Origin of the sequence: Klebsiella sp. K5-204 (assembly GCF_030128585.1) — a bacterium.
Lineage (GTDB): Bacteria > Pseudomonadota > Gammaproteobacteria > Enterobacterales > Enterobacteriaceae > Klebsiella > Klebsiella quasipneumoniae.
In genome coordinates, this window is the sequence record NZ_JAKUZS010000008.1 from 186,261 (window position 1) to 212,662 (window position 26,402).

Sequence of the window (26,402 nt, forward strand, 5' to 3'; positions counted from 1 at the left end):
GATGCCGATTCAGGTTCTGCCGCCGCAGCTCGCCAACCAGATTGCCGCCGGCGAAGTGGTGGAACGGCCCGCGTCGGTGGTGAAAGAGCTGGTTGAAAACAGCCTTGATGCGGGCGCCACGCGAATTGATATTGATATCGAACGCGGCGGCGCGAAGCTCATTCGCATTCGCGATAACGGCTGCGGCATCAAAAAAGACGAGCTGGCGCTGGCCCTGGCTCGCCACGCGACCAGCAAAATCGCCTCGCTCGACGATCTCGAAGCCATTATCAGCCTCGGTTTTCGCGGCGAAGCGCTGGCCAGTATCAGCTCGGTGGCGCGCCTGACGCTCACCTCGCGCACGGCGGAACAGCAGGAAGCCTGGCAGGCGTATGCCGAAGGCCGCGATCAGGCGGTGACGGTGAAGCCGGCGGCGCATCCGGTCGGCACCACCCTGGAAGTCCTCGATCTGTTCTACAACACCCCGGCGCGGCGCAAATTTATGCGCACCGAAAAGACCGAGTTCGGCCATATTGACGAGGTGGTCCGCCGCATTGCGCTGGCGCGCTTCGACGTCACCATCAACCTCAGCCATAACGGCAAGGTGATGCGCCAGTACCGGGCAGTCGCTCAGGATGGCCAGCGGGAGCGGCGGCTGGGAACCATCTGTGGCGCCGCCTTTCTTGAACATGCCCTGGCGATTGAGTGGCAGCATGGCGATCTGACCCTGCGCGGCTGGGTCGCCGATCCGCTGCATACCACCCCTGCGCTGGCGGAAATTCAGTATTGCTATGTTAACGGGCGGATGATGCGCGATCGGCTGATCAACCACGCTATCCGCCAGGCCTGTGAAGACAAGCTGGGGGCCGATCAGCAGCCGGCGTTTGTGCTGTATCTGGAGATCGATCCCCATCAGGTGGATGTGAACGTCCACCCGGCCAAGCATGAGGTGCGTTTCCATCAGTCGCGCCTGGTGCATGACTTTATCTACCAGGGCGTACTGAGCGTGCTGCAGCAGCAACTTGACGCGCCGCTGGCGGAAAAAGACGACCCGCCGGCGCCCCGTGCGATGCCGGAGAACCGGATCGCGGCGGGCGGCAACCAGTTTGCGCGGCCGTCGGAAGCGCGTGAACCGGCAACCCGTTTCAGCATCACGCCATCGCGTGAGTCTGCGGCCTCCAGCGGCAGGCCGGGCGGCGCGAGCTGGCCGCACGCGCAGCCGGGTTACCAGAAGCAGCAAGGGGCGCTTTATCGTCAGTTGCTCGACACGCCGACGGCGCCAAAGCCCGCATTACAGACTCCGGGCGCGGCGGAACTGGCCGGTCACAGCCAGAGCTTTGGCAGAGTGCTGACGATTGTGAGCCGCGACTGCGCGCTGCTGGAGCGCGAGGGCGGCCTGGCGCTGCTGTCGTTGACCGTTGCCGAGCGCTGGCTGCGCCAGGCGCAGTTAACCCCGGGAGCAGAGGCCGTCTGTGCCCAGCCGCTGCTGATCCCCCTGCGGTTAAAAGTGACGGAAGGGGAAAAACAGGCGCTGGCCGCCGCGCAGTCGGCGCTGACGCAGCTGGGTATCGATATGCATACCGATGCCCTGCACGTGACGGTGCGCGCGGTCCCTTTACCCTTAAGACAACAAAATTTACAAATCTTGATTCCTGAACTGATAGGCTACCTGGCGCAGCAAAACGCATTCGACGTCGGCAATATCGCCCAATGGATGGCGCGTAATCTGACGAGCGAACAGACGTCATGGAATATGGCGCAGGCGATTGCGCTGCTGGCGGACGTTGAGCGTCTTTGCCCGCAGCTGGTGAGAACGCCGCCGGGTGGCCTGTTACAACCTGTAGATCTCCATTCGGCGATGAATGCCCTGAAAGATGAATGATGTAACCGAGGCGAGCCTGCCCAAGGCAATTTTTTTAATGGGCCCGACGGCCTCCGGCAAAACCGCGCTGGCGATAGCCTTACGTAAAGTTTTGCCAGTAGAGTTGATTAGTGTTGATTCCGCCCTCATTTATCGGGGAATGGATATTGGCACCGCCAAACCGGATGCCGCAGAGCTGAGCGCCGCGCCGCACCGGCTGCTGGATATTTTGGATCCTGCAGAGGCCTATTCCGCGGCGGATTTTCGCCGCGATGCGCTGGCGGCGATGGCGGAAATTGTCGCCGCCGGGCGAATTCCGCTGTTAGTCGGCGGGACGATGTTGTATTTCAAAGCGTTGCTGGAAGGATTGTCGCCCTTACCGTCCGCTGACCCAGAGGTCAGAGCGCGGATTGAGCAACAGGCCGCAGAGCAGGGGTGGAACGCGTTACATCAGCAGTTACAGGAGATCGATCCCGTAGCGGCTGCGCGTATTCATCCAAATGATCCGCAAAGGCTTTCCCGGGCACTGGAAGTTTTTTTCATTTCGGGTAAAACTTTAACGGAACTGACGCAAACGTCAGGAGACGCTCTGCCATATCAGGTGCATCAGTTCGCCATCGCCCCGGCGAGCCGTGAACTGCTCCATCAACGCATAGAACAGCGTTTTCATCAGATGTTAGCTTCAGGTTTTGAAGCAGAAGTACGGGCGCTTTTTGCCCGCGGAGATTTGCATACGGATATGCCTTCCATCCGTTGTGTCGGATACCGCCAGATGTGGTCATATCTCAATGGCGAGATCCCATATGATGAGATGGTTTATCGAGGTGTTTGCGCCACGAGACAGTTAGCCAAACGTCAGGTCACCTGGCTGCGCGGTTGGGAAGGTGTGCACTGGTTAGACAGTGAACAACCTGAACAAGCGCTCAACAAAGTATTACAGGTTGTTGGTGCGAGCCAGAACTGAACGTGTACAATTAAACGGTATCGTGCGTAATTTTTTTTGAGAATCGTAAGGTTCTGAGTACAAAACAAGCATACATATAAGGAAAAGAGAGAATGGCTAAGGGGCAATCTTTACAAGATCCGTTCCTGAACGCTTTGCGTCGGGAACGCGTTCCGGTTTCTATTTATTTGGTGAATGGTATCAAGCTGCAAGGGCAAATTGAGTCTTTCGATCAGTTCGTGATCCTGTTGAAGAACACGGTCAGCCAGATGGTCTATAAGCACGCAATTTCTACTGTTGTCCCGTCTCGCCCGGTGTCTCACCACAGCAACAATGCTGGCGGCGGTTCCAGTAACTATCACCACGGTGGTAGCGCGCAGGGCTCTTCTGCGCCACAACAAGACAGCGACGACGCCGAATAAGGCTAGTGCTGTTTTTCCACGCCGGGGAGCCAGGTTTTCTGCGTTCCCCGCTGGTATTTTATAAGGGGTTTACGCTTGTTTGACCGTTATGACGCCGGTGAGCAGGCGGTACTGGTACACATCTATTTTTCGCAAGACAAAGATATGGAAGACCTCCAGGAGTTTGAAACTCTGGCCTCTTCCGCCGGTGTCGAAGCAATGCAGGTGATTACCGGTAGCCGTAAAGCACCGCACCCGAAGTATTTTGTTGGTGAAGGTAAGGCAGTCGAAATTGCGGAAGCCGTTAAAGCGACCGGCGCTTCGGTCGTGCTCTTCGATCATGCCCTGAGTCCGGCGCAAGAACGCAACCTGGAACGCCTGTGCGAATGCCGGGTTATCGATCGTACCGGTCTTATTTTAGATATTTTCGCTCAGCGCGCGCGCACCCATGAAGGGAAACTGCAGGTCGAGCTGGCGCAGCTGCGCCATATGGCGACCCGCCTTGTCCGCGGCTGGACCCACCTTGAAAGACAAAAGGGCGGGATCGGTTTGCGTGGCCCGGGTGAAACCCAGCTCGAAACTGACCGTCGTTTATTGCGTAACCGCATCATGCAGATCCTGTCGCGGCTGGAAAAAGTCGAAAAACAGCGTGAGCAGGGGCGGCGGTCGCGCGCGAAAGCCGATATTCCAACCGTGTCGCTGGTGGGCTACACCAACGCCGGAAAATCAACGCTCTTTAACCAGATCACCGCCGCCGAGGTCTATGCCGCGAACCAGCTGTTCGCGACCCTGGACCCGACGCTGCGCCGCATTGACGTCCCTGACGTCGGCGAAACGGTGCTGGCCGATACCGTCGGCTTTATTCGCCACCTGCCGCACGATCTGGTGGCCGCGTTTAAAGCGACGTTGCAGGAGACGCGTCAGGCGACGCTGCTGCTGCATGTGATTGACGCGGCGGATGTCCGCGTGCAGGAAAACATTGATGCGGTAAATACGGTTCTCGCTGAAATTGAGGCCGATGAGATCCCGGCGCTGCTGGTGATGAACAAAATCGACATGCTGGACGATTTTGAACCGCGCATCGATCGCGACGATGAAAATAAACCGATTCGGGTCTGGCTTTCCGCTCAGACCGGGGTTGGCGTACCACTGCTTTTTCAGGCGTTAACGGAGCGCCTTTCCGGTGAAGTGGCCCAGCATACGCTGCGCTTACCGCCGAAAGAAGGGCGACTGAGAAGCCGTTTCTATCAGCTTCAGGCGATAGAAAAAGAGTGGATGGAGGATGACGGCAGCGTGAGTCTGCAGGTGCGCATGCCGATCGTTGACTGGCGGCGCCTCTGTAAGCAAGAGCCAACGCTTGTTGACTATGTGGTTTGACCTTGCAGCTTGCCTGAAGATATTGACCCCTGTGGGGATATCAAAAACAAATATGGAGCATATACATGGCGTGGAATCAGCCCGGTAATAACGGACAGGACCGCGACCCGTGGGGGAGCAGCAAACCTGGCGGCAACTCTGAGGGAAATGGCAACAAAGGCGGTCGCGAGCAGGGGCCGCCGGATCTGGATGATATCTTCCGCAAGTTAAGTAAAAAACTTGGCGGGCTCGGCGGCGGCAAGGGCGGACTGGGCGGCGGCAATAGCGCGCAGGGACCTCGCGGACCGATGGGCGGGCGTATTGTCGGCATCGTTGCCGCGGCGGCAGTGATTATCTGGGCGGCCAGCGGTTTCTATACTATTAAAGAAGCCGAACGCGGCGTGGTCACCCGTTTTGGTAAGTTCAGCCATCTGGTTGAGCCGGGCCTGAACTGGAAGCCGACCTTTATCGATAACGTGCAGGCAGTAAACGTGGAGTCGGTACGTGAACTGGCGGCGTCCGGCGTCATGTTGACCTCTGACGAAAACGTGGTGCGCGTTGAGATGAACGTGCAGTACCGCGTCACCGATCCGGAGCGCTATCTGTTTAGCGTCACCAGCGCGGACGACAGCCTGCGTCAGGCCACCGACAGCGCGCTGCGCGGGGTGATCGGTAAATACACCATGGATCGCATTCTGACCGAAGGTCGTACCGTGATCCGTAGCGATACTCAGCGTGAGCTGGAAGAGACGATTCGCCCGTACAACATGGGCATCACTCTGCTGGACGTCAACTTCCAGACGGCACGTCCGCCGGAAGAGGTGAAAGCCGCGTTTGACGATGCCATTGCCGCGCGTGAGAACGAACAGCAGTACATTCGTGAAGCGGAGGCTTACACCAACGAAGTCCAGCCGCGCGCGAATGGTCAGGCGCAGCGTATCCTCGAAGAGGCACGCGCCTATAAGACCCAGACCGTCCTGGAAGCCCAGGGTGAAGTGGCTCGCTTTGCTAAGATCCTGCCGGAATACAAAGCCGCGCCGGAGATTACCCGCGAGCGTCTGTACATCGAAACGATGGAAAAAGTGCTGAGCCACACCCGTAAAGTGCTGGTTAATGACAGCAAAAACGGCAATCTGATGGTTCTGCCGCTGGACCAGATGCTGAAAGGCGCCGCTGCGCCGGCAGCAAAGAGCGATAGCAGTGACGCCAGCGATCTGCTGCGTCTGCCGCCTGCATCCAGCACTGGCAGCGCCAGCACCTCATCAACCTCGAGCTCAACCGGGGGTAGCATTATGGACCAACGCCGCGCTAACGCGCAGCGTAACGACTACCAGCGTCAGGGGGAATAACGATGCGTAAATCTGTTATCGCGATCATTGTCATCGTGCTGGTAGTGCTCTACATGTCAGTCTTTGTCGTGAAGGAGGGCGAGCGCGGTATCACGCTGCGTTTCGGTAAAGTTCTGCGCGACGACGAAAACAAGCCTCTGGTATACGCGCCAGGCCTGCACTTCAAGATCCCGTTTATCGAATCGGTGAAAATGCTGGATGCGCGTATTCAGACCATGGATAACCAGGCTGACCGTTTTGTCACCAAAGAGAAGAAAGACCTGATCGTCGACTCCTATATTAAATGGCGCATCAGCGACTTCAGCCGTTACTACCTGGCCACCGGCGGCGGCGACGTCTCCCAGGCAGAGGTGCTGCTGAAGCGTAAATTCTCGGACCGTCTGCGTTCTGAAATCGGCCGTCTGGATGTGAAAGACATCGTCACCGACTCCCGTGGCCGCCTGACGCTGGAAGTGCGTGATGCGCTGAACTCAGGGTCGGCCGGTACGGAAGACGAGGTTAGCACGCCGGCAGCTGACGACGCGATTGCCAAAGCGGCAGAGCGCGTGGAAGCTGAAACCAACGGCAAAGTGCAGGTGATCAACCCGAACAGTATGGCGGCGCTGGGTATTGAAGTCGTCGACGTGCGTATCAAGCAGATCAACCTGCCGGCGGAAGTGTCGGAAGCGATCTACAACCGTATGCGCGCGGAGCGTGAAGCGGTTGCTCGTCGCCACCGTTCACAGGGTCAGGAAGAGGCGGAAAAACTGCGCGCGACCGCGGACTATGAAGTCACCAAGACGCTGGCGGAAGCCGAGCGCCAAGGCCGTATCCTGCGTGGTGAAGGCGATGCGGAATCGGCAAAACTGTTTGCCGACGCGTTCAGCCAGGATCCGGGCTTCTATTCCTTTATTCGTAGCCTGCGCGCCTATGAGAAGAGCTTCCAGAGCAATCAGGATGTCATGGTCCTGAGCCCGGATAGCGATTTCTTCCGCTATATGCGTTCACCGGATTCGGTGCGTAAATAAGTCGAAGATGACAGTAACCTACAGTGGTTAATGCAAAAAGGCGCCTGAGACAGGCGCCTTTTTTTATGCTACGACGGCGTGAATTAGTTGCCGAGCAGCTTGTTCAGCAGGCCGCCGATCACCGGCAGGCTCGCCAGCGTACTCTCGATGGTGCCGCCGATAGATGAGCCAACGCTTTCGCCCAGGGTTTTGCCCAGATCCGGCGCCAGATCGGCCAGATTAATGGTGCCAAGCAGCGGCAGGTTGATGCTCAGGGCATCGGTGCCCATCGTCCATACGGCGGCGCCGACCTTACTACCTAAGGAGGCCAGGCCATCCTGTAACCAACCTGCGCCGCTCACATTTTCGATTTCAAATGCGGTTAATTCTCTCATGATAATCTTCCTGATTATGTAGACGTACCGGGTTGTAGTACGCGACGGCATAGTTACAGTTTAAAAAATATCCATCAATACAATTAGTTGTGAATTATGTTTCACTTTGCTGGTTCATAATGAAGCTGAAATACGGGACAATGTGAAATGAGTGAATGAATTCACTGTGCTGGCCGATGACGCCTGCGAAGGCGGCGATGATACTTTTCAATTAGGGTTGACGATGAACTCCACCATTTGGCTGGCGCTGGCGCTGGTTTTAGTACTCGAAGGGCTTGGCCCGCTACTTTATCCGCGCGCCTGGCGCAAGATGGTCGCCAGCCTGAGCCAGCTCCCGGATAATTTATTGCGGCGCTTTGGCGGCGGACTTGTGGTTGCCGGGATTGTGATCTACTACATGTTGAGGAAATCGATTGGCTGATCAAAAAGTGGTCGGATTTGCCTTATTTTGGATGCAAAAAGTGCTGTAACTCTGAAAAAGCGATGGTAGAATCCATTTTTAAGCAAACGGTGATTTTGAAAAATGGGTAACAACGTCGTCGTACTGGGCACCCAATGGGGTGACGAAGGTAAAGGGAAGATCGTCGATCTCCTGACAGAACGGGCTAAATATGTTGTGCGCTACCAGGGTGGTCACAACGCCGGCCATACTCTCGTAATCAACGGTGAAAAAACCGTTCTCCATCTTATTCCATCAGGCATTCTGCGTGAAAACGTCACCAGCATCATCGGTAACGGCGTCGTGCTGTCTCCGGCTGCGCTGATGAAAGAGATGAAGGGCCTGGAAGACCGTGGTATCCCGGTTCGCGAGCGTCTGCTGCTCTCTGAAGCCTGCCCGCTTATCCTTGACTATCACGTGGCGCTGGACGTGGCGCGTGAAAAAGCGCGCGGCGCGAAGGCGATCGGCACCACCGGTCGCGGCATCGGCCCGGCTTACGAAGATAAAGTCGCTCGTCGCGGTCTGCGCGTTGGCGATCTGTTCGATAAAGCAACCTTCGCCGATAAACTGAAAGAAGTGATGGAATATCACAACTTCCAGCTGGTGAACTTCTACAAAGCAGAAGCCGTTGACTACCAGAAAGTGCTGGACGATGTGATGGCGATTGCCGACATCCTGACCGGCATGGTGGTGGACGTTTCCGACCTGCTGGATCAGGCGCGTAAACGTGGCGACTTCGTGATGTTCGAAGGCGCGCAGGGCACGCTGCTGGATATCGACCATGGTACTTATCCGTACGTAACCTCTTCCAACACCACCGCCGGTGGCGTGGCGACCGGCTCCGGCCTGGGCCCGCGTTATGTGGATTACGTTCTGGGTATCATCAAAGCTTACTCGACTCGCGTAGGCGCGGGTCCGTTCCCGACCGAGCTGTTTGATGAAACCGGCGAGTTCCTCTGCAAGCAGGGTAACGAATTCGGCGCCACCACCGGTCGTCGTCGTCGTACCGGCTGGCTGGACGCCGTCGCGGTTCGTCGCGCGGTGCAGATTAACTCCCTGTCCGGCTTCTGCCTGACTAAACTGGACGTCCTCGACGGCCTGAAAGAAGTGAAAATCTGCGTTGGCTACCGTATGCCGGATGGCCGCGAAGTGACCACCACTCCGCTGGCAGCCGACAACTGGGAAGGTATCGAGCCTATCTACGAAACCATGCCGGGCTGGTCTGAAACCACCTTCGGCGTGAAAGAGCGCAGCGGCCTGCCGCAGGCAGCGCTGAACTACATCCAGCGTATTGAAGAGCTGACCGGCGTTCCGGTTGATATCATCTCTACCGGTCCAGACCGTACCGAGACCATGATTCTGCGCGACCCGTTCGACGCATAATCACTCGCAAGGGGCGCCGTTCGGGCGCCCTTGTTTTTGCTGTTCGCCCGCCCCATTTTAAATAAATTAGCGGCCTGAGCGCTGGCTGGTTTATCATCAATAATAATGATGTCGCTCGACATACCCTGTTTTCTTTTCCCTGAGGTTTATGTGCAGTTAACGAGTTTCACCGATTACGGACTACGGGCGCTGATTTATATGGCGTCGCTGCCGGAAGGACGGATGACCAGTATCTCGGAAGTGACCGAGGTCTATGGCGTCTCCCGTAATCATATGGTTAAAATAATCAATCAGTTAAGTCGCATGGGCTACGTAACTGCCGTGCGGGGGAAAAACGGGGGCATTCGCCTCGGCAAACCAGCAGGACAGATCCGCGTCGGTGACGTGGTGCGCGACCTTGAACCCTTATCGCTGGTCAACTGCAGCAGCGAGTTTTGCCACATTACACCAGCCTGTCGTTTGAAACAGGCGCTAGCTGAAGCCGCGCAGAGTTTTCTCAAGGAACTGGATAACTATACGCTGGCTGATTTGGTTGAGAAGAATCAACCGCTTTATAAATTATTGCTGGTGGAGTGACGCCACTCTGCCGGAGATGACAACGGAGGAACCGATATGTCACAAGATCCATTCCAGGAACGCGAAGCTGAGAAGTACGCGAACCCAATCCCGAGCCGGGAATTTATCCTCGAACATTTAACCAAACGGGAAAAGCCTGCCAGCCGCGATGAGCTGGCCATCGAGTTAAATATCGAGGGCGAAGAGCAAACCGAAGCGCTGCGCCGCCGCCTGCGCGCGATGGAGCGCGACGGTCAGCTGGTCTTCACCCGCCGTCAGTGCTATGCGCTGCCGGAGCGCCTTGATCTCCTCAAAGGAACCGTTATCGGCCACCGTGATGGCTATGGTTTCCTGCGCGTTGAAGGGCGCAAAGACGATCTCTACCTGTCGTCAGAGCAGATGAAAACCTGTATTCATGGCGACCAGGTGCTGGCCCAACCGCTGGGCGCGGACCGCAAGGGCCGCCGCGAAGCGCGCATTGTCCGCGTCCTGGTGCCGAAAACCAGCCAGATTGTTGGCCGCTACTTTACCGACGCTGGCGTCGGTTTCGTCGTCCCGGACGACAGTCGCCTGAGCTTCGATATCCTGATCCCGCCGGAAGAGATTATGGGCGCGCGGATGGGCTACGTGGTGGTGGTCGAGCTGACCCAGCGCCCGACCCGCCGCACCAAAGCCGTGGGGAAAATCGTCGAAGTGCTGGGCGACAACATGGGTACCGGCATGGCCGTCGATATGGCGCTGCGCACCCATGAAATTCCATACGTCTGGCCGCCGGCGGTAGAAAACCAGGTTTCCGGCCTGAAAGAGCAGGTGCCGGAAGAGGCGAAAGCCGGGCGCGTCGATCTGCGCTCCCTGCCGCTGGTCACCATTGACGGCGAAGATGCCCGCGACTTCGATGACGCGGTGTACTGCGAGAAGAAACGCGGCGGCGGCTGGCGCCTGTGGGTAGCCATTGCCGACGTCAGCTACTACGTGCGTCCGGGGACGCCGCTGGACGCTGAAGCGCGCAGCCGCGGAACCTCGGTCTACTTCCCGTCGCAGGTGGTGCCGATGCTGCCGGAAGTGCTGTCTAACGGTCTGTGCTCGCTGAACCCGCAGGTCGATCGCCTGTGCATGGTGTGCGAGATGACGATTTCGTCAAAAGGCCGTCTGACCGGTTATAAATTCTATGAAGCGGTGATGAGTTCACATGCTCGCCTGACCTATACCAAGGTGTGGCATATGCTGCAGGGCGACCAGGAGCTGCGTGAGCACTACGCGCCGCTGGTGAAGCATATTGAAGAACTGCATAACCTCTACAAGGTGCTGGATGGCGCCCGCGAAGAGCGCGGCGGTATCTCATTTGAAAGTGAAGAAGCTAAATTCATCTTCAACGCCGAGCGCCGTATCGAGCGTATCGAACAGACCCAGCGTAACGATGCGCACAAGCTGATTGAAGAGTGCATGATCCTGGCGAACATCTCCGCTGCGCGCTTCGTTGAGAAGGCGCAGGAGCCGGCGCTGTTCCGTATTCACGATAAGCCGAGCACCGAGGCGATTACCGCGTTCCGCAGCGTGCTGGCGGAGCTGGGTCTGGAACTGCCGGGCGGCAACAAGCCGGAGCCGCGCGATTACGCCGAACTGCTGACCTCCATCGCCGATCGCCCGGATGCGGAAATGCTGCAGACGATGCTCCTGCGGTCGATGAAGCAGGCGGTCTACGATCCGGAAAACCGCGGCCACTTTGGCCTCGCGCTGCAGTCCTATGCCCACTTCACCTCGCCGATCCGTCGTTACCCGGATCTGTCGCTGCACCGCGCCATCAAATATCTGCTGGCCAAAGAGCAGGGGCATAAAGGCAATAGCACGGAGACCGGCGGCTGGCACTACAGCATGGAAGAGATGCTGCAGCTGGGCGAGCACTGCTCGATGACCGAACGTCGCGCCGATGAAGCGACGCGCGAAGTCTCCGACTGGCTGAAGTGTGACTTCATGCAGGATCAGGTAGGCAATATCTTCTCCGGGGTTATCGCCAGCGTAACCGGCTTTGGCTTCTTCGTTCGTCTCAACGATCTGTTTATCGACGGCCTGGTGCATGTTTCCTCCCTGGATAACGACTACTATCGTTTCGACCAGGTGGGGCAGCGTCTGATCGGCGAGTCCGGCGGGCAGACCTATCGCCTGGGCGACCGCGTGGAAGTCCGTGTGGAAGCGGTCAACATGGACGAGCGTAAAATCGACTTTACCCTGATCTCCAGCGAGCGCGCGCCGCGTAATGTCGGCAAAACCGCCCGTGAGAAAGCGAAAAAGAGCACCTCCGGCAAACCGGGCGGCCGTCGTCGTCAGGTTGGTAAGCAGGTGAACTTCGAGCCGGACAGCGCGTTCCGCAAAGAAAAAGACCAGGCGAAAGCGAAGCCGAAAGGCGAGAAGAAAGCGAAAAAACCGTCGGCGAAAACGCAGAAAATCGCCGCCGCGACCAAAGCCAAGCGCGCGGCAAAGAAGAAGAGCGCCGAGTGATTGACCACCCTTCACTCTGAAGTCTGCTGACGCAGGACGGGGTGAAGGGCGGATAACAGAACCTAAAACGAGTACATCAATGAGTGAAATGATTTACGGCATCCATGCGGTGCAGGCACTGCTGGAGCGCGCACCTGAGCGTTTTCAGGAAGTTTATATTCTGAAAGGCCGTGAGGATAAGCGCCTGCTGCCGCTGATCCACGCGCTGGAAGCGCAGGGCGTGGTGATTCAGCTGGCCAACCGCCAGTTCCTCGATGAGAAGAGCGAAGGCGCGGTACACCAGGGGATCATTGCCCGTGTGAAGCCGGGGCGTCAGTATCAGGAGAACGATCTGCCGGATCTGCTGGCGCAGCTCGATCAGCCGTTCCTGTTGATCCTTGACGGCGTGACCGATCCGCATAACCTCGGCGCCTGCCTGCGCAGCGCCGATGCTGCCGGCGTGCACGCGGTGATTGTGCCGAAAGATCGTTCCGCGCAGCTGAATGCGACGGCGAAGAAAGTGGCCTGCGGCGCGGCGGAGAACGTCCCGCTGATCCGCGTCACCAACCTGGCGCGCACCATGCGCTTGCTGCAGGAGGAGAACGTCTGGATCGTCGGAACCGCAGGTGAAGCCGACCATACGCTGTTCCAGAGCAAAATGACCGGGCCGATGGCGCTGGTGATGGGCGCGGAAGGCGAAGGTATGCGCCGCCTGACCCGCGAGCACTGTGATGAGCTGATCAGCATCCCGATGGCGGGCAGCGTCTCCTCGCTGAACGTCTCGGTGGCCACTGGCATCTGCCTGTTTGAGGCGGTACGCCAGCGCAGCTAAGCTGCTCCGCTGACCGAACTGAAAAGCCATCCTCCGGGATGGCTTTTTTGTGACCGCTCTCGCGGGCGAGTATCTCCCCGGATAACCATACTTATGGTTATCGCCATTGATGGAGGGAGACACGATGCACTGGCAAACGCACACCGTTTTTAATCAACCGACCCCGCTGAATAACAGCAATCTGTTCCTGTCTGATACCGCCCTGCGTGAAGCGGTGGTCCGTGAAGGCGCCGGCTGGGATGGCGATCTGCTCGCCAGCATTGGCCAGCAGCTGGGGACCGCAGAATCGCTGGAGCTGGGACGCCTGGCCAACAGCAACCCGCCGGAGCTGCTACGCTATGACGCCACCGGCGCCCGACTGGACGACGTTCGCTTCCACCCCGCCTGGCACCTGCTGATGCAGGGGCTGTGTGCGAACCGGGTGCATAATCTCGCCTGGCAGGAGGAGGCCCGTGAAGGCGCGTTTGTCGCGCGCGCCGCTCGCTTTCTGCTCCACGCCCAGGTAGAGGCCGGAACGCTGTGCCCGATTACCATGACCTTCGCCGCGACGCCTCTGCTGCAGCACGCCCTGCCTGCGCCTTTTGGCGACTGGCTGTCGCCGCTGCTGAGCGACCGTTACGATCCCCACCTCGCGCCGGGCGGCCAGAAGCGCGGCCTGCTGATTGGCATGGGGATGACCGAGAAGCAAGGGGGCTCCGATGTGCTGAGCAATACCACCCGCGCGGAGAAAACGGCGGAAGGGTTTTACCGGCTGGTGGGACACAAATGGTTCTTCTCGGTGCCGCAGAGCGATGCCCACCTGGTGCTGGCCCAGGCGCCTGCGGGCCTGTCGTGCTTCTTTGTGCCGCGCCTGCTGCCCGACGGACAGCGCAACGGCGTGCGGCTGGAGCGCTTAAAAGAGAAGCTCGGCAACCGCTCCAATGCCAGTAGCGAAGTGGAGTTTTATGACGCCTGCGGCTGGCTGGTGGGCGAAGAGGGCGACGGCGTGCGGCAGATCCTCAGGATGGGCGGCCTGACCCGCTTTGACTGCGCGCTGGGTAGCCATGCCCTGATGCGCCGGGCCTTCTCGGTGGCGCTGTATCATGCGTTACAGCGCCAGGCGTTCGGTAAAAATCTGGTCGATCAACCGATGATGCGCCAGCTGCTGGGGCAAATGGCGCTCCGTCTTGAAGGACAAATCGCGTTCCTGTTTCGTCTGGCGCGGGCCTGGGACCGTCGGGATGATGCCCGGGAAAGCGCCTGGGCGCGTCTGTTTACGCCTGCGGCCAAGTTTGCCATCTGCAAGGCCGGCATCCCGTTCGTCGCTGAGGCGATGGAAGTCCTGGGAGGGATCGGCTATTGCGAGGAGAGTGAGCTACCGCGGTTGTATCGCGAGATGCCGGTCAACAGCATCTGGGAAGGCTCCGGCAATATTATGTGCCTCGATGTGATGCGGGTGCTGAGCAAGCAGCCGGCGGCGATGGAGCTGCTGGCCGCGGAGTGTGCGGAGGTGAAAGGACAGAACCGCCATCTCGACCGCGCATGGCGTCAGCTGCAGCAATTGCTGAAACGACCCGCCGAAGAGCAGGGCAGAGAGATTGCCCGGCTGGTCTATCGTCTGGGGGCGGGGGCGCAGATGCTGCGTTTCGCTTCGCCGCCGCTGGCCGAAGCCTGGTGCCGGATGATGCTCGACACGCGCGGCGGCATACGTCTTGACGCGCCGACCCTTGACGACCTGCTGCTGCGGGCCATGGGGCGGGGGCGCCAGGCGCCTCAGGCGTAGAGAATGGCCTGCACGCGCCAGCTATCCGGCTGTTGTTCCTCGTACATCTGAATAATGCGATACCAGGAGGCGCCTTGCTCGTCCGCTTTGCGGGCAATGGCGTGCTCCACATCCTGTTGGCTGCCGGAAAGATTAGCGACGGAGATCAGACCGATTTCATTCAGGCCGGTGACGCAATCCGCGCTGGCGAATTCGGCTGACTGCGCGGAGGTGTTGGCCGTCGCAGTGGTTAACAGCAGGCTGGATAGGGTAAAAGATCGTTTCATCGTCAGCTCCATTTCACGTAGTCCCAAGGGCAGTCCGTTGCTAACGTCCTGCCAGGTGGCTGGCCGAACGTTATTATGCACAGGAGAACGTGAATGGACGCAAAGCTGTGTAAAGCAGATTTAAAGACGCCGTCTCGTCATCGACGATAGAGGATCGCCTGCGAATACCACTGGCCGGGTACCATGGTGTCATCGATCATGATGATGACGTAGTAATCGGCTTTGGCCGCTTCTGCTTTGGCCTTCAGCGCCGCTTCGACATCCATCGGCGAACCGTACATCAGTACGCTCACCGTGGCCATTTTCTGCAGGCCAGCCGTCTGGTTGCGCTGGATCTCCTGCGGATGGTCGGTGGCGGGCGGCGGGGCTTCCGGCGTTCCCTGCAGAGCGCTACACCCGCTGAGGACGATAGCCAGTAACCACGGACAAAACCTGCGCATAACCATATCTCGTTTCCTGATAGTGATAGTGTAGTGGTAGCCTTAACAGGATTTCCGGGGAATGTTCCCGAACTGTTATCTCTGACGCGATTTTCGAATGAAAATGTTGTGAAAGCGTAACCGGGTTCTCAACATTATGAATCGTAGCAAACGGGGTTGCCTGGTGAATGCATTTTCCCATGCCGCCTAACCACAATAGAGAAGGGAGACGATAAATGATTGCACTCGAAATGCGCAACCTCGGCGGTGGCGAAATTTTGCATGCCTGCCCGCAGGAGAGTCTGGATAAGCCACTGCCCTGTATCGTCTTTTATCATGGCTTTACCTCGTCAAAACTGGTTTACAGCTACTTTGCAGTGGCGCTGGCCCAGGCGGGTTTCCGGGTGATTATGCCGGACGCGCCGGAGCATGGCGCGCGCTATCACGGTGATGAGACCGGGCGGATGCAGCGCTTCTGGCCGATCCTGCAGCAGAATTTCAGAGAGTTTCCCGCGCTGCGCGAGGCGATTATCGCCGAAGGCTGGCTGGAAGGAGAGCGACTGGCGGTGGCGGGGGCGTCGATGGGGGGAATGACGGCCCTGGGTATCATGACGCATCATCCCGAGCTGAACAGCGTCGCCTGCCTGATGGGGTCGGGTTATTTTCGTTCGCTGTCGCAAACCCTGTTTCCCTCGCCTGGCTTTGATGGCGACAGCCTCAGCGAGTGGGATGTCAGTCATCAGCTGGCGTCGCTCGCCCGGCGGCCGCTGCTGCTCTGGCATGGTGATGCCGACGACGTGGTGCCGCCGGCAGAGACCTTCCGGCTTGAGCAGGCGCTCAGGCAGAGCGATCTTGCCGCCAGGCTGACCTGCGTCTGGCAGAAAGGCGTCCGCCATCGCATCACCCCGGAGGCGCTGGCCACGACGGTCGCCTTTTTCCAGCAGCATCTTTAAACGCGGATCACGCTGACGTCCCTCCTCTGATACCGCTACCCATCTGGCGCTCTATCGCCGTTATCCCGGCCTTGGCGGGGTGGTGCATACCCATTCGACGCACGCTACCGCCTGGGCGCAGGCGGGGCTGGCGATCCCGGCGCTCGGCACCACCCATGCGGACTACTTTTTCGGCGATATCCCTTGCACCCGGGCGCTTAGCGCGCAGGAGGTGGATGAGGGCTACGAGCTGAACACCGGGAAGGTGATTATCGAAACGCTGGGCGAGGCAAACCCGTTGCATACGCCGGGGATCGTCGTCTATCAGCACGGGCCGTTCTCCTGGGGGAAAGACGCCCACGAGGCGGTGCACAATGCGGTGGTGATGGAAGAGGCGGCGCGCATGGCGTGGATTGCCCGCGGCATTAATCCGCGGCTGCAGCCGATTGACAGCTGGCTGATGGAAAAACATTTTCTGCGTAAACACGGGCCGAACGCCTACTACGGGCAGAAGTAAACGACGCGCTCCGGGGCTTTCACCGTCACGGTAAAGCAACTGGTCTGGCCCCGGAGCCGTTTTTAGCCCTGACGATAAGCTGACGGCATAGCGCGCATGCCGATGAGCGTGACCACGCAAATTATCGCGCCAGCGTAAAACGTCGAAGCGGCGCCGAAGGTTTCCCACAGCACGCCTGCGCCGGTACTGGCCAGCAACAGCGCCAGGCCGCTCATCAGGTTGAACATACCGAACGCCGTGCCGCGTAGCGCCGGCGGCGCCGTATGGGCGACCATCGCCGCCAGCAGCCCCTGGGTCATCCCCATATGAATTCCCCACAGCGCGACCCCGACCAGCAGCGTGCTCCAGTGGGCGCTGAGGGCCAGCACGATATCGGCGAGGATCAGCACCAGCAGTCCCCACTGCAGCAGTTTGCTGTGGCTCATGCTGTCAGAGAGCTTGCCGAACGGGTAGGCCGTAACGCTGTAGACCAGGTTCATCGCCACCATTACCAGCGGAATGGTAAACAGCGGGATCTCCATCTGCTGGGCGCGCAGCACCAGAAAGGCTTCGCTGAAGCGGGCGAGGGTGAAGATGCTGCCGATGGCGACCACCCACCAGTAGGCGGCGGAGAGCTTTTGCAGATTTTCGCGCTTCAGCGGATTACTGCGTTGATGGTCGATGGCGGATTTTGGCTCCTGCAGGCCAAAACCCAGCAGGAGAATAGAGAGCACGGCGGGAATAACCGCCACCCAGAATATAGCGTGAAAATCGTTGGCCCAGATAAACATCAGCAGCACCGCCAGCAGCGGGCCGAGAAAGGCGCCAACGGTATCCAGCGCCTGACGTAGCCCGTAGGCGGCGCCGCGGATCTCCGGTGGGGTGACGTCGGCGACCAGCGCGTCGCGCGGCGCGCCGCGAATGCCTTTGCCTACGCGGTCGATCATGCGGGCGCTAAACACCACGCCGGCGGTCGGGGCGATGGCAAACAGCGGCTTGCTGAGCGCGCCCAGGCCGTAGCCCAGCAGCGCCAGCCCTTTGCGCTTACCGACGTAGTCGCTGATCGCGCCGGAGAAGATTTTCAGGATCAGGGCGGTGGCTTCCGCCAGCCCCTCGATAAGACCGATGATAATCACGCTGGCGCCGAGGGTGGTGGCCATAAACAGCGGTAAGAGACTGTGGATCATCTCGGACGACACATCCATCAGCAGGCTGACGCCGCCGAGTACCCAAACGCCTTTGGGGATGCGGCCTAAGGTGGCGAAACGCGGAACCATCAATCACTCCTGAATATCAAATGGCGAGTGGCTGATTAAATCAGGTTGCGATGACGCTGATAAGTTGATTTATAAAATTATTCTCAATTGCGTTTAGCCGCTGGCCTTGCTTCGCCCCTCGCGAGGAGAGGCGAAGAATGGACCCGACATTAGCGGTAAATCACCGCGCTGGCGCGAAGCGGGCCGTTGGTTTCTGGTTCGTGCATCAGGATGGGCTGAAAATATTTCGCCCCCTGCGCATCGCTCAGCTGGCTAAGGGCCTGTTCGGCCTCGTGCTCAGTGGCCATATTGTGATTGATATAGATAACGCCGAGGCTCTGCACATCGTCCATGTTGCGGGCCTGTCGTTCGGTGATTTGGATAGCTGCCAACGCGTTGGCGCTGAAGAAAAGCGCAGCCATCATGGCGATGATTTTCAGTTTCATATACTACGCTCCTGACTGACAGTCCTGACGCTGACTCGGGGCTCTCCTGTGGTCATTGGGTTTCTGATTTAAGTGTAATCGCTGATTGAACGGCGTATCGCGACCTTTTCTGATGCAGTTGTTCAAAAAAATGCCGCTTCCTTTGCTGGTTAATTTTAAATCACCCACTTAGCGCCACTTGGCGCTTAGTGCGAATTATTTGTGCAAATGCGCTTGTGTTCCTGGGGGGCCGCTATTAGAATGACGCGTCAATTTTTCAGCCGCCCTTTAACACGTTCCTTGCCTCCATGGGCCGCGGCTGACCCAGACAGGAGGCTGAATAATCCGTAAGGAGCAATTCGATGCGTCATTACGAAATCGTTTTTATGGTCCATCCTGACCAGAGCGAACAGGTTCCGGGCATGATCGAACGTTACACTGGTGCAATCACTGCAGCAGCAGGTACGATCCACCGTCTGGAAGACTGGGGCCGCCGTCAGCTGGCTTATCCGATCAACAAACTGCACAAAGCTCACTACGTTCTGCTGAACGTTGAAGCGCCGCAGGAAGCGATCGATGAGCTGGAAACTAACTTCCGCTTCAACGACGCCGTTATCCGCAGCATGGTAATGCGTACTAAGCACGCTGTTACCGAAGCATCTCCGATGGTTAAAGCGAAAGACGAGCGCCGTGAGCGTCGCGAAGATTTCGCCAACGAAACCGCAGATGATTCTGAAGCTGGGGATTCTGAAGAGTAATCCTGATGACCAACCGTCTGGAGCTGTCCGGCATTATTTGCAGGACTCCACTTCGTAAGGTCAGCCCGTCAGGAATTCCTCACTGCCAGTTCGTGCTTGAGCATCGTTCAGTGCAGGAGGAAGCCGGTTTTCACCGGCAGGCATGGTGTCAAATGCCCGTTATTATTAGCGGTCACGAGAACCAGGCCATTACTCACAGTATAACGGTCGGTAGCGCAGTAACCGTTCGAGGGTTCATCTCTTGCCATAAGGCAAAGAACGGCTTGAGCAAAATGGTTCTGCATGCCGAGCAGATTGAATTGATAGATTCTGGAGACTAGCCATATGGCACGTTATTTCCGTCGTCGCAAGTTCTGCCGTTTCACCGCGGAAGGCGTTCAAGAGATCGACTATAAAGATATCGCTACGCTGAAAAACTACATCACCGAAAGCGGTAAGATTGTCCCGAGCCGTATCACCGGTACCCGTGCAAAATACCAGCGTCAGCTGGCTCGCGCTATCAAACGCGCTCGCTACCTGTCCCTGCTGCCGTACACTGATCGTCATCAGTAATCGGTCACGGTCCATTAATACGACTTTGAGAGGATAAGGTAATGCAAGTTATTCTGCTTGATAAAGTAGCAAACCTGGGTAGCCTGGGTGATCAGGTTAACGTTAAAGCGGGCTATGCTCGTAACTTCCTGGTCCCGCAGGGTAAAGCTGTTCCTGCTACCAAGAAAAACGTTGAATTCTTCGAAGCACGTCGCGCTGAACTGGAAGCCAAACTGGCTGACGTTCTGGCAGCTGCTGAAGCTCGTGCTGCGCAGATCAACGCCCTGGAATCCGTAACCATCGCGTCTAAAGCTGGCGACGAAGGTAAACTGTTCGGTTCCATCGGTACTCGCGACATCGCTGACGCTGTCACTGCAGCAGGCGTTAAAGTTGCTAAGAGCGAAGTTCGCCTGCCGAACGGCGTTCTGCGTAACGTTGGCGAGCACGAAGTGGACTTCCAGGTTCACAGCGAAGTATTCGCTAAAGTTATCATCAACGTGGTTGCTGAGTAATCGGCCTCTGACGTTCTGGTAACAACAAATCGCCGGCCTTGTGCCGGCGTTTTGCTTTTTAGCGCCTTTCATTTTGCGGCGGCGTAACGCTCGCTGTCGTCTTCGCTGCTAGCGCGCACGCACAAAGCTGCCGTTCGACTGGCGGGTAAACAGCACCTGCTGGCCGTTGCCGGTATCAATAGTGAGCCCGGTGACCACGCCGTTGGCGTTCTGCCGAATCTGCACCGTCTGTCCGCTCTGCAACGTGCTTAATGGTTTACCTGCGCCTTCAACCTGCGCCATGGCGTAAACGTCGGTGGCCGGCAGCCCATGATCGCGGAACAGCTGGGCCAGGGTTTTGCCTGACTCGATGCGATAGGTCCGCCATTGCTGCTCAATACCCGGCGCGGACTGCTGCGATGAGGATTGATAAGGCTGGGAGGCGGCGGGCTGCTGCGTCTGCGCCTGATCCGGCTGCTCATCCTGAATCGGCTCCGGGGCGACCGGCGCCATCTGGTCGGCATCGCTCACGGTAGGCGTATTGGTGATCGGCGGCAGGGGAACGGCCTGATTGCCGCCAGCTTGCGGCTGGGACTGCGACTGCAGATTCAGGTTTGCTTCACGGCTGGTGGACGCCGGGTTTTGGCTATCGTCTGAGGGAAGCAGAATGCCGATAATCACCAACAGGAAGCCAGCGATAATTCCCCGGCGGTGCATCGGGGGCAGTGGGTCCAGGAGGCGAAAATGATCCGGGGCGTGCCAGATTTTCGCCAGGGTAGATGTCAGTTCAAAGCGCCCGGGCATGGCTTTCCTCCTGCTCCGCATATTTTTATCCTGCCTATGAGTATAGATGGCTAACGTCCTGATGACCGGAACAAAGTGAAGTTAACCTGATGCCGCCTATTGTTTCTTTTTCGCTGAGATTTGTCATCATCCGCCGACAAAGTTTTACCCATTTCGCTATGGCTGTTATGCTTCCGGACGCTTTTCTCTTGATGTTTATCACCCAAAAAAGGAACAAAGATGGCAACCCCAACTTTTGACACTATCGAAGCGCAGGCAAGTTACGGTATCGGCTTGCAGGTTGGACAACAGCTGAGCGAATCCGGCCTGCAGGGGCTGCTGCCGGAAGCGTTGGTGGCGGGTATCGCCGATGCGCTGGAAGGTAACCAGCCGCAGGTGCCGGTAGAAGCCGTCCACCGTGCGCTGCGTGAAATCCACGAGCGCGCCGACGCCGTGCGTCGCGAGCGTTTCCAGGCGATGGCCGCTGACGGCCAGAAATACCTTGATGAAAACCGCGAGAAAGAGGGTGTGAACAGCACCGAGTCCGGTCTGCAGTTCCGCGTGCTGACCCAGGGCGAAGGTCCGATCCCGGCCCGTACCGACCGCGTACGCGTGCACTACACCGGTAAACTGATCGACGGCACCGTCTTCGACAGCTCCGTCGCCCGCGGCGAACCGGCAGAGTTCCCGGTGACCGGCGTAATCGGCGGCTGGATTGAAGCGCTGACCCTGATGCCGGTAGGTTCCAAATGGGAACTGACCATCCCGCACAACCTGGCCTACGGCGAGCGCGGCGCTGGCGCGTCGATTCCTCCGTTCAGCACTCTGATCTTCGAAGTTGAACTGCTGGATATTATCTAAACAGCAGAGGCTTCCTCTTCCCCGGCGGCGGGGGAAGCCACAAAAATAGCGTAAAATCCTTAAGTTAAAAATTAATTGGAATTATGTTTTGCATTCATCGCGTATGGGTGTATTTTTGTGAGCTATTTCGCGTTAGATGAGTGATATAACACTCACTTTAAACATAAAATTAACATTATATCTAAATCATAGTATTCATCCCTCCGATTCTTACCTAATATCGACTAGCCCTTGCTGGGGTTAATGACAGACGACAGGCCATCAGAGCCTGAACAACACAGACAGGTACAACAGGAAGAAATCACATGGTAGATCAGGTTAAAGTCGCTGCTGTCGAGCAGGAGCCGACTGAACAATCGCTACGGCGAAATCTCACAAACCGACATATTCAGCTGATTGCAATTGGCGGGGCGATCGGCACTGGATTATTTATGGGTTCTGGCAAAACCATCAGCCTTGCCGGGCCATCCATTATTTTTGTTTATATGATTATCGGTTTTATGCTGTTTTTCGTTATGCGAGCCATGGGCGAATTACTGCTGTCGAACCTCGAATATAAATCCTTCAGCGACTTTGCGGCCGATCTGCTGGGCCCCTGGGCGGGCTACTTTACCGGCTGGACCTATTGGTTCTGCTGGGTGGTGACGGGGATGGCGGACGTGGTGGCGATCACCGCCTACGCGCAGTTCTGGTTTCCCGGACTCTCCGACTGGGTCGCGTCGCTGGCGGTGATCCTGCTGCTGCTGGGCCTGAACCTTGCCACCGTCAAAATGTTTGGCGAAATGGAGTTCTGGTTCGCGATGATCAAAATCGTCGCCATCGTGGCGCTGATCGTGGTCGGCCTGGTGATGGTCATGATGCATTTCAAATCGCCGACCGGCGTCGAAGCCTCTTTCGCGCATCTGTGGAATGACGGCGGCTGGTTCCCGAAAGGGCTGAGCGGCTTCTTCGCCGGCTTCCAGATTGCGGTATTCGCCTTCGTGGGGATTGAGCTGGTCGGTACCACCGCGGCCGAAACCAAAGACCCGGAAAAATCCCTGCCGCGGGCGATTAACTCCATCCCGCTGCGTATCATTATGTTCTACGTCTTCGCGCTGATTGTGATTATGTCGGTGACGCCGTGGAGCTCCGTGGTGCCAAGCAAGAGCCCGTTCGTTGAGCTGTTCGTGCTGGTTGGTCTGCCGGCGGCGGCGAGCCTGATTAACTTCGTGGTGCTGACTTCCGCAGCCTCATCGGCCAACAGCGGCGTCTTCTCCACCAGCCGTATGCTGTTCGGTCTGGCGCAGGATGGTCAGGCGCCGAAGATGTTCGCCAAGCTGTCGAAGCGTGCGGTGCCGGCGAAGGGCTTAACCTTCTCCTGCATGTGCCTGCTGGGCGGTGTGGTGATGCTGATGGTCAACCCGAGCGTGATCGCCGCGTTCACCATGATCACCACGGTGTCGGCGATCCTGTTCATGTTCGTCTGGACCATCATCCTTTGCTCTTATCTGGTCTACCGTAAAAAGCGTCCGCAGCTGCACGAGAAGTCCAAATATAAGATGCCGCTGGGCAAATTAATGTGCTGGGTGTGCATGGCCTTCTTCGTCTTCGTACTGGTGCTGTTGACCCTCGAAGATGACACCCGTGAAGCGCTGATGGTCACCCCGCTGTGGTTCGTTCTGCTGGGTGCGGGCTGGCTGTTTGCCGGCAAAAAACGTCTGGCGAAATAAAAGAGCATTTTAACGTTGCTTGCAACGGACCGTCATAAAAAAGGCCACCCGGAGTGGCCAAATAAGACGGCAATGTCGAGGGCGCCTGCGGGCGCCTTTTTCGTTATTCTCCTGCGAGGGCTCGCGGGAACAGCACGTTATTTTCCAGGCTGATGTGCTCCATCAGATCGTCAATCATCTCGTTGATACCGTTATACATCGCTTTCCAGGTGGTGCACGCTTCCGGCGGCGGCGTCACGTTATGGGTGATATGTTTGATCACCTCCAGCAGTTCACCCGCTTCGTCATGCTCGCTTTCCATCACGCTGATGGGGCCCCCGGCCTGGGCGCCCATCCCCTGTTTGATCATCGGGAACAGGATCTGCTCCTCTTTCATCATGTGGCTGGAGAGCTCCTGCTGCAGCATGGTCAGGTACTTCGTCAGCCCTTTCGGCACGTTCGGTTTATCGGCATGCACCCGTTCCACCTTGGTGGCCTGCAGGATCAGCTCCGGCAGCTGTTCGCGGTGCCGATCATGATAGCGAACGATGATATGGTCGATAATCTCCGCGAGAGGCGCCGCGCGCCAGTCGTGGGTGACGGGCTGCTCGGCCAGTTTCGCCAGCTCGGCTTCGATCACCGCGACATCCAGCGCTTTACGCGATGCGGCGCGCGCCAGCGTCTGTTTGCCGCCGCAGCAGTAGTCCATATCGTATTGACGGAACAGGGCGGAGGCGCGGGGGATGGTCAGCGCCAGCTCGCCTAAAGGTTGGTCACGGAAAGCCATAGCAGTTACCTCGTCATCAGGAATATAAGATGTATTTTAAATGCATCTTTATGGCGAGGGAATACCCCTTAAGAGGGCCCAGCTACTTTTTTTCGTGCGTCAGCGGTTGCAACGTCGGTTTGTCCGGCCTGGCGCGTACGGCGGAGACCACGCCGAGCACCAGCAGCAGGATCCCGCTCAGGGTTAACAGCGGCGGTAAGCTTTGTCGCAGCAGAAAGGTATACAGGAGCCCGGCCAGGGTTTCGAAAACGATAAGCGGCCCGAGGATCACCGTCGGCAACCGTTGACTGGCAATATTCCAGCACAGCGCGCCGACCCATGAGCAGAGCACCGCGATGGCCAGCATCAGCGTAATGAACACCGCCGGGCGTGGGCCGAAGGGCAGGGGGAACCCGGCCTGCTGACCGTGCAGCCAGGCGCAGGCGGCGAGATAACCGGCCAGCGAAACCGGAAGCGTCACCAGCGCCTGAGCGGTAGCCCACATCATCGGCGGTTGATGCGGATTCTCCCGCAGCCAGCGGGCGTTGCGCAGCGCATACCAGGCCCAGCAGACCACCGACCCCAGCGCCAGCGCAATGCCGGAGCCGTAGCGCCACGGACTAAAATCAGGCAACCCCTGGCGCAGTTCCGCGACGTTAACGCAGATCAGGCCGACGGCGATGCAGACCAGCGCCGGAAACAGGCGCCGCCACGGCAGCTTTCCGTCACGCTGGCTGTAGAGCAGATTGGCGAAGACCGGCAATACCACCGGCAGCGTGCCGATAATCATGGTGGAGACCGGCGCCCCGGTGCGCTGAATGGCGCTGGCCAGACAGACGTAATAGATAAGATTTCCCATCATCGTCAGACCCAGCGCGGTCCACCAGTCGTTCCGGCTCAGCTGGCGCAAACGCGCGCGCCCGAGCCATGCCAGCGGCAGGGCGATCAGACCCAGCGCCAGATAGCGTCCCATCGACTGGAGCATCGCCGGATACTCGGGCACCAGCAAAGGCCCGACAAAGATTAATCCCCACATCAGCCCCGCCAGCAGGGCGTACAACACACCACTAATCATCATTGCATCCATTGTCATCACGGTTGTCTGCAGTGTAGAAGGAGGGCGGGCGGGAATATTGTATGAGATTGCGCATCAGCGCCTGGCGACCTGCTTCTGATAGCGTACCGGCGTAATGCCGTAACGCTGGGTGAAGGCGCGGGTCAGGTGAGACTGGTCGGTAAGGCCGACGGCTATCGCCACTTCGGCGGCGGGCATGCCGTGGGTGAGAAACGCCTTGGCGCGCCACAGGCGGATGGCCATCAACATCTGATGGGGCGTCACATGATAGTGGGCTTTAAACTGGCGCTGAAAGTGGTACGGGCTAAGCGCCGCCACCTGAGCCAGCTCGTCGAGGGTGATGGGGCGCATATAGTTATCGTGCAGGTAGTCGCGCACGCGGTCGAAGCGATGTCCTGTCTCGCCCTGCGCCGAGGCATGGTGGGCCAGAGGGCGGAAGGTGTCGATGAGGTCGAGCAGCATTCCCTGCTGGGCCAGCGCATCGTCGCTGTGCCACAGGCCATATATTAGCTGGCCAATCCGCCGGGACCGCAGGGGATCCTCGCGGACCACCTCGCTGAACCACCAGTCGCGCACCCCGGTGATGGCTTCCAGACGGTCCGGCTCCAGATAAATCATCCGGTAGCGCCAGCCGTCGGCGGTTTCCGCTTCGCCGGTGTGCAGCTCGTCGGGATTCATGGTGACAATAGCGTTGGCGGCGGCGATATGCTGGCTGCCACGGTAGCGAAAGCGCTCGGCGCCTTGCTCAATCACGCCGATGCCGAAGGCTTCGTGAGTATGGGGTTCAAAGGCGTAGCGGGAGATATGGGCGTGGTAAAGCTCCACCCCGGGAAGCTGTTCGAGATGGCGAAAGCGCGCACGATCTTTTTCATCACTAAATTGGGGTGGTACGCCCTGCATGCCTGCCTCCCGACGGTTGATCTCTTCAATATGAGAGAG

Annotated in this window: 28 protein-coding genes and 1 pseudogene; 20 read left to right on the forward strand and 9 right to left on the reverse strand. The window is 58.3% G+C overall.

Going from position 1 to position 26,402, the window contains the following annotated elements:
• The first annotated feature begins 1 nt into the window (after position 1).
• From mutL to hflC, 6 genes are all read left to right on the forward strand, one after another.
• Complete coding sequence (mutL, locus tag MKR05_RS21170) at positions 2 to 1,861, forward strand: DNA mismatch repair endonuclease MutL (RefSeq protein ID WP_064157734.1); 1,860 nt, start codon at positions 2 to 4, stop codon at positions 1,859 to 1,861.
• On the forward strand, positions 1,854 to 2,804 hold the full coding sequence (miaA, locus tag MKR05_RS21175) for a tRNA (adenosine(37)-N6)-dimethylallyltransferase MiaA (RefSeq protein ID WP_004206442.1): 951 nt from the start codon (positions 1,854 to 1,856) through the stop codon (positions 2,802 to 2,804). The genes mutL and miaA overlap by 8 nt, the downstream gene beginning before the upstream one ends.
• Positions 2,805 to 2,896: 92 nt before the next feature.
• Positions 2,897 to 3,205 carry an RNA chaperone Hfq gene (gene hfq, locus MKR05_RS21180; protein WP_002885659.1) on the forward strand — a complete coding sequence of 103 codons (309 nt, stop codon included), beginning with the start codon at positions 2,897 to 2,899 and terminating at the stop codon, positions 3,203 to 3,205.
• A gap of 75 nt (positions 3,206 to 3,280) precedes the next feature.
• Entirely contained in the window at positions 3,281 to 4,561 is a 1,281-nt protein-coding gene (hflX, locus tag MKR05_RS21185) for a ribosome rescue GTPase HflX (protein WP_004146725.1), read from the forward strand.
• A gap of 65 nt (positions 4,562 to 4,626) precedes the next feature.
• Complete coding sequence (gene hflK / locus MKR05_RS21190; protein ID WP_004206443.1) at positions 4,627 to 5,889, forward strand: FtsH protease activity modulator HflK; 1,263 nt, start codon at positions 4,627 to 4,629, stop codon at positions 5,887 to 5,889.
• A gap of 2 nt (positions 5,890 to 5,891) precedes the next feature.
• Positions 5,892 to 6,896 (forward strand): protease modulator HflC, encoded by a 1,005-nt coding sequence (gene hflC, locus MKR05_RS21195; RefSeq protein ID WP_004192484.1) that lies wholly within the window; start codon positions 5,892 to 5,894, stop codon positions 6,894 to 6,896.
• Between the two features lie 83 nt (positions 6,897 to 6,979).
• Here hflC and MKR05_RS21200 read toward each other — a convergent pair whose 3' ends face one another.
• A complete protein-coding gene (locus MKR05_RS21200; protein ID WP_023291715.1) occupies positions 6,980 to 7,270 on the reverse strand; it encodes a hypothetical protein in 291 nt (96 codons plus the stop codon).
• 223 nt (positions 7,271 to 7,493) lie between these two features.
• Between MKR05_RS21200 and MKR05_RS21205 the strand changes: the two genes are divergently transcribed.
• From MKR05_RS21205 to MKR05_RS21230, 6 genes are all read left to right on the forward strand, one after another.
• Positions 7,494 to 7,691, forward strand: a complete 198-nt coding sequence (locus MKR05_RS21205; RefSeq protein ID WP_002885664.1) for a DUF2065 domain-containing protein — start codon at positions 7,494 to 7,496, stop codon at positions 7,689 to 7,691.
• 102 nt (positions 7,692 to 7,793) lie between these two features.
• On the forward strand, positions 7,794 to 9,092 hold the full coding sequence (locus MKR05_RS21210; RefSeq protein ID WP_012543110.1) for an adenylosuccinate synthase: 1,299 nt from the start codon (positions 7,794 to 7,796) through the stop codon (positions 9,090 to 9,092).
• A gap of 150 nt (positions 9,093 to 9,242) precedes the next feature.
• Complete coding sequence (gene nsrR, locus MKR05_RS21215) at positions 9,243 to 9,668, forward strand: nitric oxide-sensing transcriptional repressor NsrR (RefSeq protein ID WP_002885667.1); 426 nt, start codon at positions 9,243 to 9,245, stop codon at positions 9,666 to 9,668.
• Between the two features lie 36 nt (positions 9,669 to 9,704).
• The gene (rnr, locus tag MKR05_RS21220; protein ID WP_023291716.1) at positions 9,705 to 12,143 is read left to right on the forward strand and encodes a ribonuclease R; all 2,439 of its coding nucleotides are present in this window, start codon (positions 9,705 to 9,707) and stop codon (positions 12,141 to 12,143) included.
• 79 nt (positions 12,144 to 12,222) lie between these two features.
• Positions 12,223 to 12,954, forward strand: coding sequence for a 23S rRNA (guanosine(2251)-2'-O)-methyltransferase RlmB (gene rlmB / locus MKR05_RS21225; RefSeq protein WP_002885669.1), 732 nt, complete (start codon positions 12,223 to 12,225; stop codon positions 12,952 to 12,954).
• A 124-nt stretch (positions 12,955 to 13,078) separates the two neighbouring features.
• The gene (locus MKR05_RS21230) at positions 13,079 to 14,716 is read left to right on the forward strand and encodes an isovaleryl-CoA dehydrogenase (RefSeq protein ID WP_238874939.1); all 1,638 of its coding nucleotides are present in this window, start codon (positions 13,079 to 13,081) and stop codon (positions 14,714 to 14,716) included.
• Here the strand turns inward: MKR05_RS21230 and yjfN are convergent.
• Complete coding sequence (yjfN, locus tag MKR05_RS21235) at positions 14,707 to 14,982, reverse strand: DUF1471 family protease activator YjfN (protein ID WP_004206450.1); 276 nt, start codon at positions 14,980 to 14,982, stop codon at positions 14,707 to 14,709. The genes MKR05_RS21230 and yjfN overlap by 10 nt on opposite strands.
• 137 nt (positions 14,983 to 15,119) lie before the next feature.
• Complete coding sequence (bsmA, locus tag MKR05_RS21240) at positions 15,120 to 15,428, reverse strand: biofilm peroxide resistance protein BsmA (protein ID WP_023291718.1); 309 nt, start codon at positions 15,426 to 15,428, stop codon at positions 15,120 to 15,122.
• A gap of 209 nt (positions 15,429 to 15,637) precedes the next feature.
• On the opposite strand from bsmA, the gene yjfP reads away from it, so the two are divergent.
• Together yjfP and MKR05_RS21250 are read left to right on the forward strand one after the other, a co-directional pair.
• Positions 15,638 to 16,354, forward strand: a complete 717-nt coding sequence (gene yjfP / locus MKR05_RS21245; protein ID WP_023291719.1) for an esterase — start codon at positions 15,638 to 15,640, stop codon at positions 16,352 to 16,354.
• Positions 16,355 to 16,370: 16 nt separating this feature from the next.
• A pseudogene (locus MKR05_RS21250) lies at positions 16,371 to 16,850 on the forward strand (class II aldolase/adducin family protein); the annotation flags it as partial.
• Positions 16,851 to 16,912: 62 nt separating this feature from the next.
• On the opposite strand, the gene MKR05_RS21255 reads toward MKR05_RS21250, so the two are convergent.
• Both MKR05_RS21255 and MKR05_RS21260 read right to left on the reverse strand, forming a co-directional pair.
• Positions 16,913 to 18,106 (reverse strand): MFS transporter, encoded by a 1,194-nt coding sequence (locus tag MKR05_RS21255; protein WP_023291728.1) that lies wholly within the window; start codon positions 18,104 to 18,106, stop codon positions 16,913 to 16,915.
• A 149-nt stretch (positions 18,107 to 18,255) separates the two neighbouring features.
• Positions 18,256 to 18,531 (reverse strand): DUF1471 domain-containing protein, encoded by a 276-nt coding sequence (locus MKR05_RS21260; RefSeq protein WP_004206463.1) that lies wholly within the window; start codon positions 18,529 to 18,531, stop codon positions 18,256 to 18,258.
• A 341-nt stretch (positions 18,532 to 18,872) separates the two neighbouring features.
• On the opposite strand from MKR05_RS21260, the gene rpsF reads away from it, so the two are divergent.
• From rpsF to rplI, 4 genes are read left to right on the forward strand one after another with little or no spacing between them, the layout of a single operon-like run.
• The gene (gene rpsF, locus MKR05_RS21265; protein WP_008807174.1) at positions 18,873 to 19,268 is read left to right on the forward strand and encodes a 30S ribosomal protein S6; all 396 of its coding nucleotides are present in this window, start codon (positions 18,873 to 18,875) and stop codon (positions 19,266 to 19,268) included.
• Between the two features lie 5 nt (positions 19,269 to 19,273).
• The gene (priB, locus tag MKR05_RS21270; protein WP_002885722.1) at positions 19,274 to 19,588 is read left to right on the forward strand and encodes a primosomal replication protein N; all 315 of its coding nucleotides are present in this window, start codon (positions 19,274 to 19,276) and stop codon (positions 19,586 to 19,588) included.
• A 4-nt stretch (positions 19,589 to 19,592) separates the two neighbouring features.
• A complete protein-coding gene (gene rpsR, locus MKR05_RS21275) occupies positions 19,593 to 19,820 on the forward strand; it encodes a 30S ribosomal protein S18 (protein WP_000135199.1) in 228 nt (75 codons plus the stop codon).
• Between the two features lie 41 nt (positions 19,821 to 19,861).
• The gene (gene rplI / locus MKR05_RS21280) at positions 19,862 to 20,311 is read left to right on the forward strand and encodes a 50S ribosomal protein L9 (RefSeq protein ID WP_004206464.1); all 450 of its coding nucleotides are present in this window, start codon (positions 19,862 to 19,864) and stop codon (positions 20,309 to 20,311) included.
• Positions 20,312 to 20,419: 108 nt separating this feature from the next.
• On the opposite strand, the gene MKR05_RS21285 is transcribed toward rplI, so the two are convergent.
• The gene (locus tag MKR05_RS21285; RefSeq protein WP_023291729.1) at positions 20,420 to 21,094 is read right to left on the reverse strand and encodes a LysM-like peptidoglycan-binding domain-containing protein; all 675 of its coding nucleotides are present in this window, start codon (positions 21,092 to 21,094) and stop codon (positions 20,420 to 20,422) included.
• A 219-nt stretch (positions 21,095 to 21,313) separates the two neighbouring features.
• Between MKR05_RS21285 and fklB the strand changes: the two genes are divergently transcribed.
• Both fklB and cycA read left to right on the forward strand, forming a co-directional pair.
• Positions 21,314 to 21,934: an FKBP-type peptidyl-prolyl cis-trans isomerase gene (fklB, locus tag MKR05_RS21290; protein ID WP_002886687.1), complete on the forward strand. Its 621-nt coding sequence runs from the start codon at positions 21,314 to 21,316 to the stop codon at positions 21,932 to 21,934.
• 305 nt (positions 21,935 to 22,239) lie between these two features.
• Entirely contained in the window at positions 22,240 to 23,643 is a 1,404-nt protein-coding gene (gene cycA / locus MKR05_RS21295) for a D-serine/D-alanine/glycine transporter (protein WP_023291730.1), read from the forward strand.
• Positions 23,644 to 23,746: 103 nt separating this feature from the next.
• Here the strand turns inward: cycA and ytfE are convergent, their stop codons facing one another.
• The 3 genes from ytfE to MKR05_RS21310 form a co-directional block, all read right to left on the reverse strand.
• Entirely contained in the window at positions 23,747 to 24,409 is a 663-nt protein-coding gene (gene ytfE, locus MKR05_RS21300; RefSeq protein WP_032454637.1) for an iron-sulfur cluster repair protein YtfE, read from the reverse strand.
• An 82-nt stretch (positions 24,410 to 24,491) separates the two neighbouring features.
• Positions 24,492 to 25,463 (reverse strand): DMT family transporter, encoded by a 972-nt coding sequence (locus MKR05_RS21305; RefSeq protein WP_044525189.1) that lies wholly within the window; start codon positions 25,461 to 25,463, stop codon positions 24,492 to 24,494.
• A gap of 75 nt (positions 25,464 to 25,538) precedes the next feature.
• Positions 25,539 to 26,363, reverse strand: a complete 825-nt coding sequence (locus MKR05_RS21310) for an AraC family transcriptional regulator (protein WP_023291733.1) — start codon at positions 26,361 to 26,363, stop codon at positions 25,539 to 25,541.
• Between the last annotated feature and the right edge of the window lie 39 nt (positions 26,364 to 26,402).

Bases quoted from the DNA above. Each gene is read 5' to 3' on its own strand.
- MKR05_RS21305 (WP_044525189.1), bottom strand. From the start codon at position 25,463: ATGATTAGTGGTGTGTTGTACGCCCTGCTGGCGGGGCTGATGTGGGGA.
- rpsR (WP_000135199.1), top strand. From the start codon at position 19,593: ATGGCACGTTATTTCCGTCGTCGCAAGTTCTGCCGTTTCACCGCGGAA.
- rplI (WP_004206464.1), top strand. From the start codon at position 19,862: ATGCAAGTTATTCTGCTTGATAAAGTAGCAAACCTGGGTAGCCTGGGT.
- hfq (WP_002885659.1), top strand. From the start codon at position 2,897: ATGGCTAAGGGGCAATCTTTACAAGATCCGTTCCTGAACGCTTTGCGT.
- MKR05_RS21310 (WP_023291733.1), bottom strand. From the start codon at position 26,363: ATGCAGGGCGTACCACCCCAATTTAGTGATGAAAAAGATCGTGCGCGC.
- MKR05_RS21230 (WP_238874939.1), top strand. From the start codon at position 13,079: ATGCACTGGCAAACGCACACCGTTTTTAATCAACCGACCCCGCTGAAT.
- fklB (WP_002886687.1), top strand. From the start codon at position 21,314: ATGGCAACCCCAACTTTTGACACTATCGAAGCGCAGGCAAGTTACGGT.
- MKR05_RS21210 (WP_012543110.1), top strand. From the start codon at position 7,794: ATGGGTAACAACGTCGTCGTACTGGGCACCCAATGGGGTGACGAAGGT.
- yjfN (WP_004206450.1), bottom strand. From the start codon at position 14,982: ATGAAACGATCTTTTACCCTATCCAGCCTGCTGTTAACCACTGCGACG.
- miaA (WP_004206442.1), top strand. From the start codon at position 1,854: ATGAATGATGTAACCGAGGCGAGCCTGCCCAAGGCAATTTTTTTAATG.
- hflK (WP_004206443.1), top strand. From the start codon at position 4,627: ATGGCGTGGAATCAGCCCGGTAATAACGGACAGGACCGCGACCCGTGG.
- mutL (WP_064157734.1), top strand. From the start codon at position 2: ATGCCGATTCAGGTTCTGCCGCCGCAGCTCGCCAACCAGATTGCCGCC.
- yjfP (WP_023291719.1), top strand. From the start codon at position 15,638: ATGATTGCACTCGAAATGCGCAACCTCGGCGGTGGCGAAATTTTGCAT.
- bsmA (WP_023291718.1), bottom strand. From the start codon at position 15,428: ATGGTTATGCGCAGGTTTTGTCCGTGGTTACTGGCTATCGTCCTCAGC.
- rpsF (WP_008807174.1), top strand. From the start codon at position 18,873: ATGCGTCATTACGAAATCGTTTTTATGGTCCATCCTGACCAGAGCGAA.
- rlmB (WP_002885669.1), top strand. From the start codon at position 12,223: ATGAGTGAAATGATTTACGGCATCCATGCGGTGCAGGCACTGCTGGAG.
- MKR05_RS21255 (WP_023291728.1), bottom strand. From the start codon at position 18,106: ATGGTTCCGCGTTTCGCCACCTTAGGCCGCATCCCCAAAGGCGTTTGG.
- MKR05_RS21285 (WP_023291729.1), bottom strand. From the start codon at position 21,094: ATGCCCGGGCGCTTTGAACTGACATCTACCCTGGCGAAAATCTGGCAC.
- ytfE (WP_032454637.1), bottom strand. From the start codon at position 24,409: ATGGCTTTCCGTGACCAACCTTTAGGCGAGCTGGCGCTGACCATCCCC.
- rnr (WP_023291716.1), top strand. From the start codon at position 9,705: ATGTCACAAGATCCATTCCAGGAACGCGAAGCTGAGAAGTACGCGAAC.
- hflC (WP_004192484.1), top strand. From the start codon at position 5,892: ATGCGTAAATCTGTTATCGCGATCATTGTCATCGTGCTGGTAGTGCTC.
- cycA (WP_023291730.1), top strand. From the start codon at position 22,240: ATGGTAGATCAGGTTAAAGTCGCTGCTGTCGAGCAGGAGCCGACTGAA.
- MKR05_RS21200 (WP_023291715.1), bottom strand. From the start codon at position 7,270: ATGAGAGAATTAACCGCATTTGAAATCGAAAATGTGAGCGGCGCAGGT.
- MKR05_RS21205 (WP_002885664.1), top strand. From the start codon at position 7,494: ATGAACTCCACCATTTGGCTGGCGCTGGCGCTGGTTTTAGTACTCGAA.
- MKR05_RS21260 (WP_004206463.1), bottom strand. From the start codon at position 18,531: ATGAAACTGAAAATCATCGCCATGATGGCTGCGCTTTTCTTCAGCGCC.
- priB (WP_002885722.1), top strand. From the start codon at position 19,274: ATGACCAACCGTCTGGAGCTGTCCGGCATTATTTGCAGGACTCCACTT.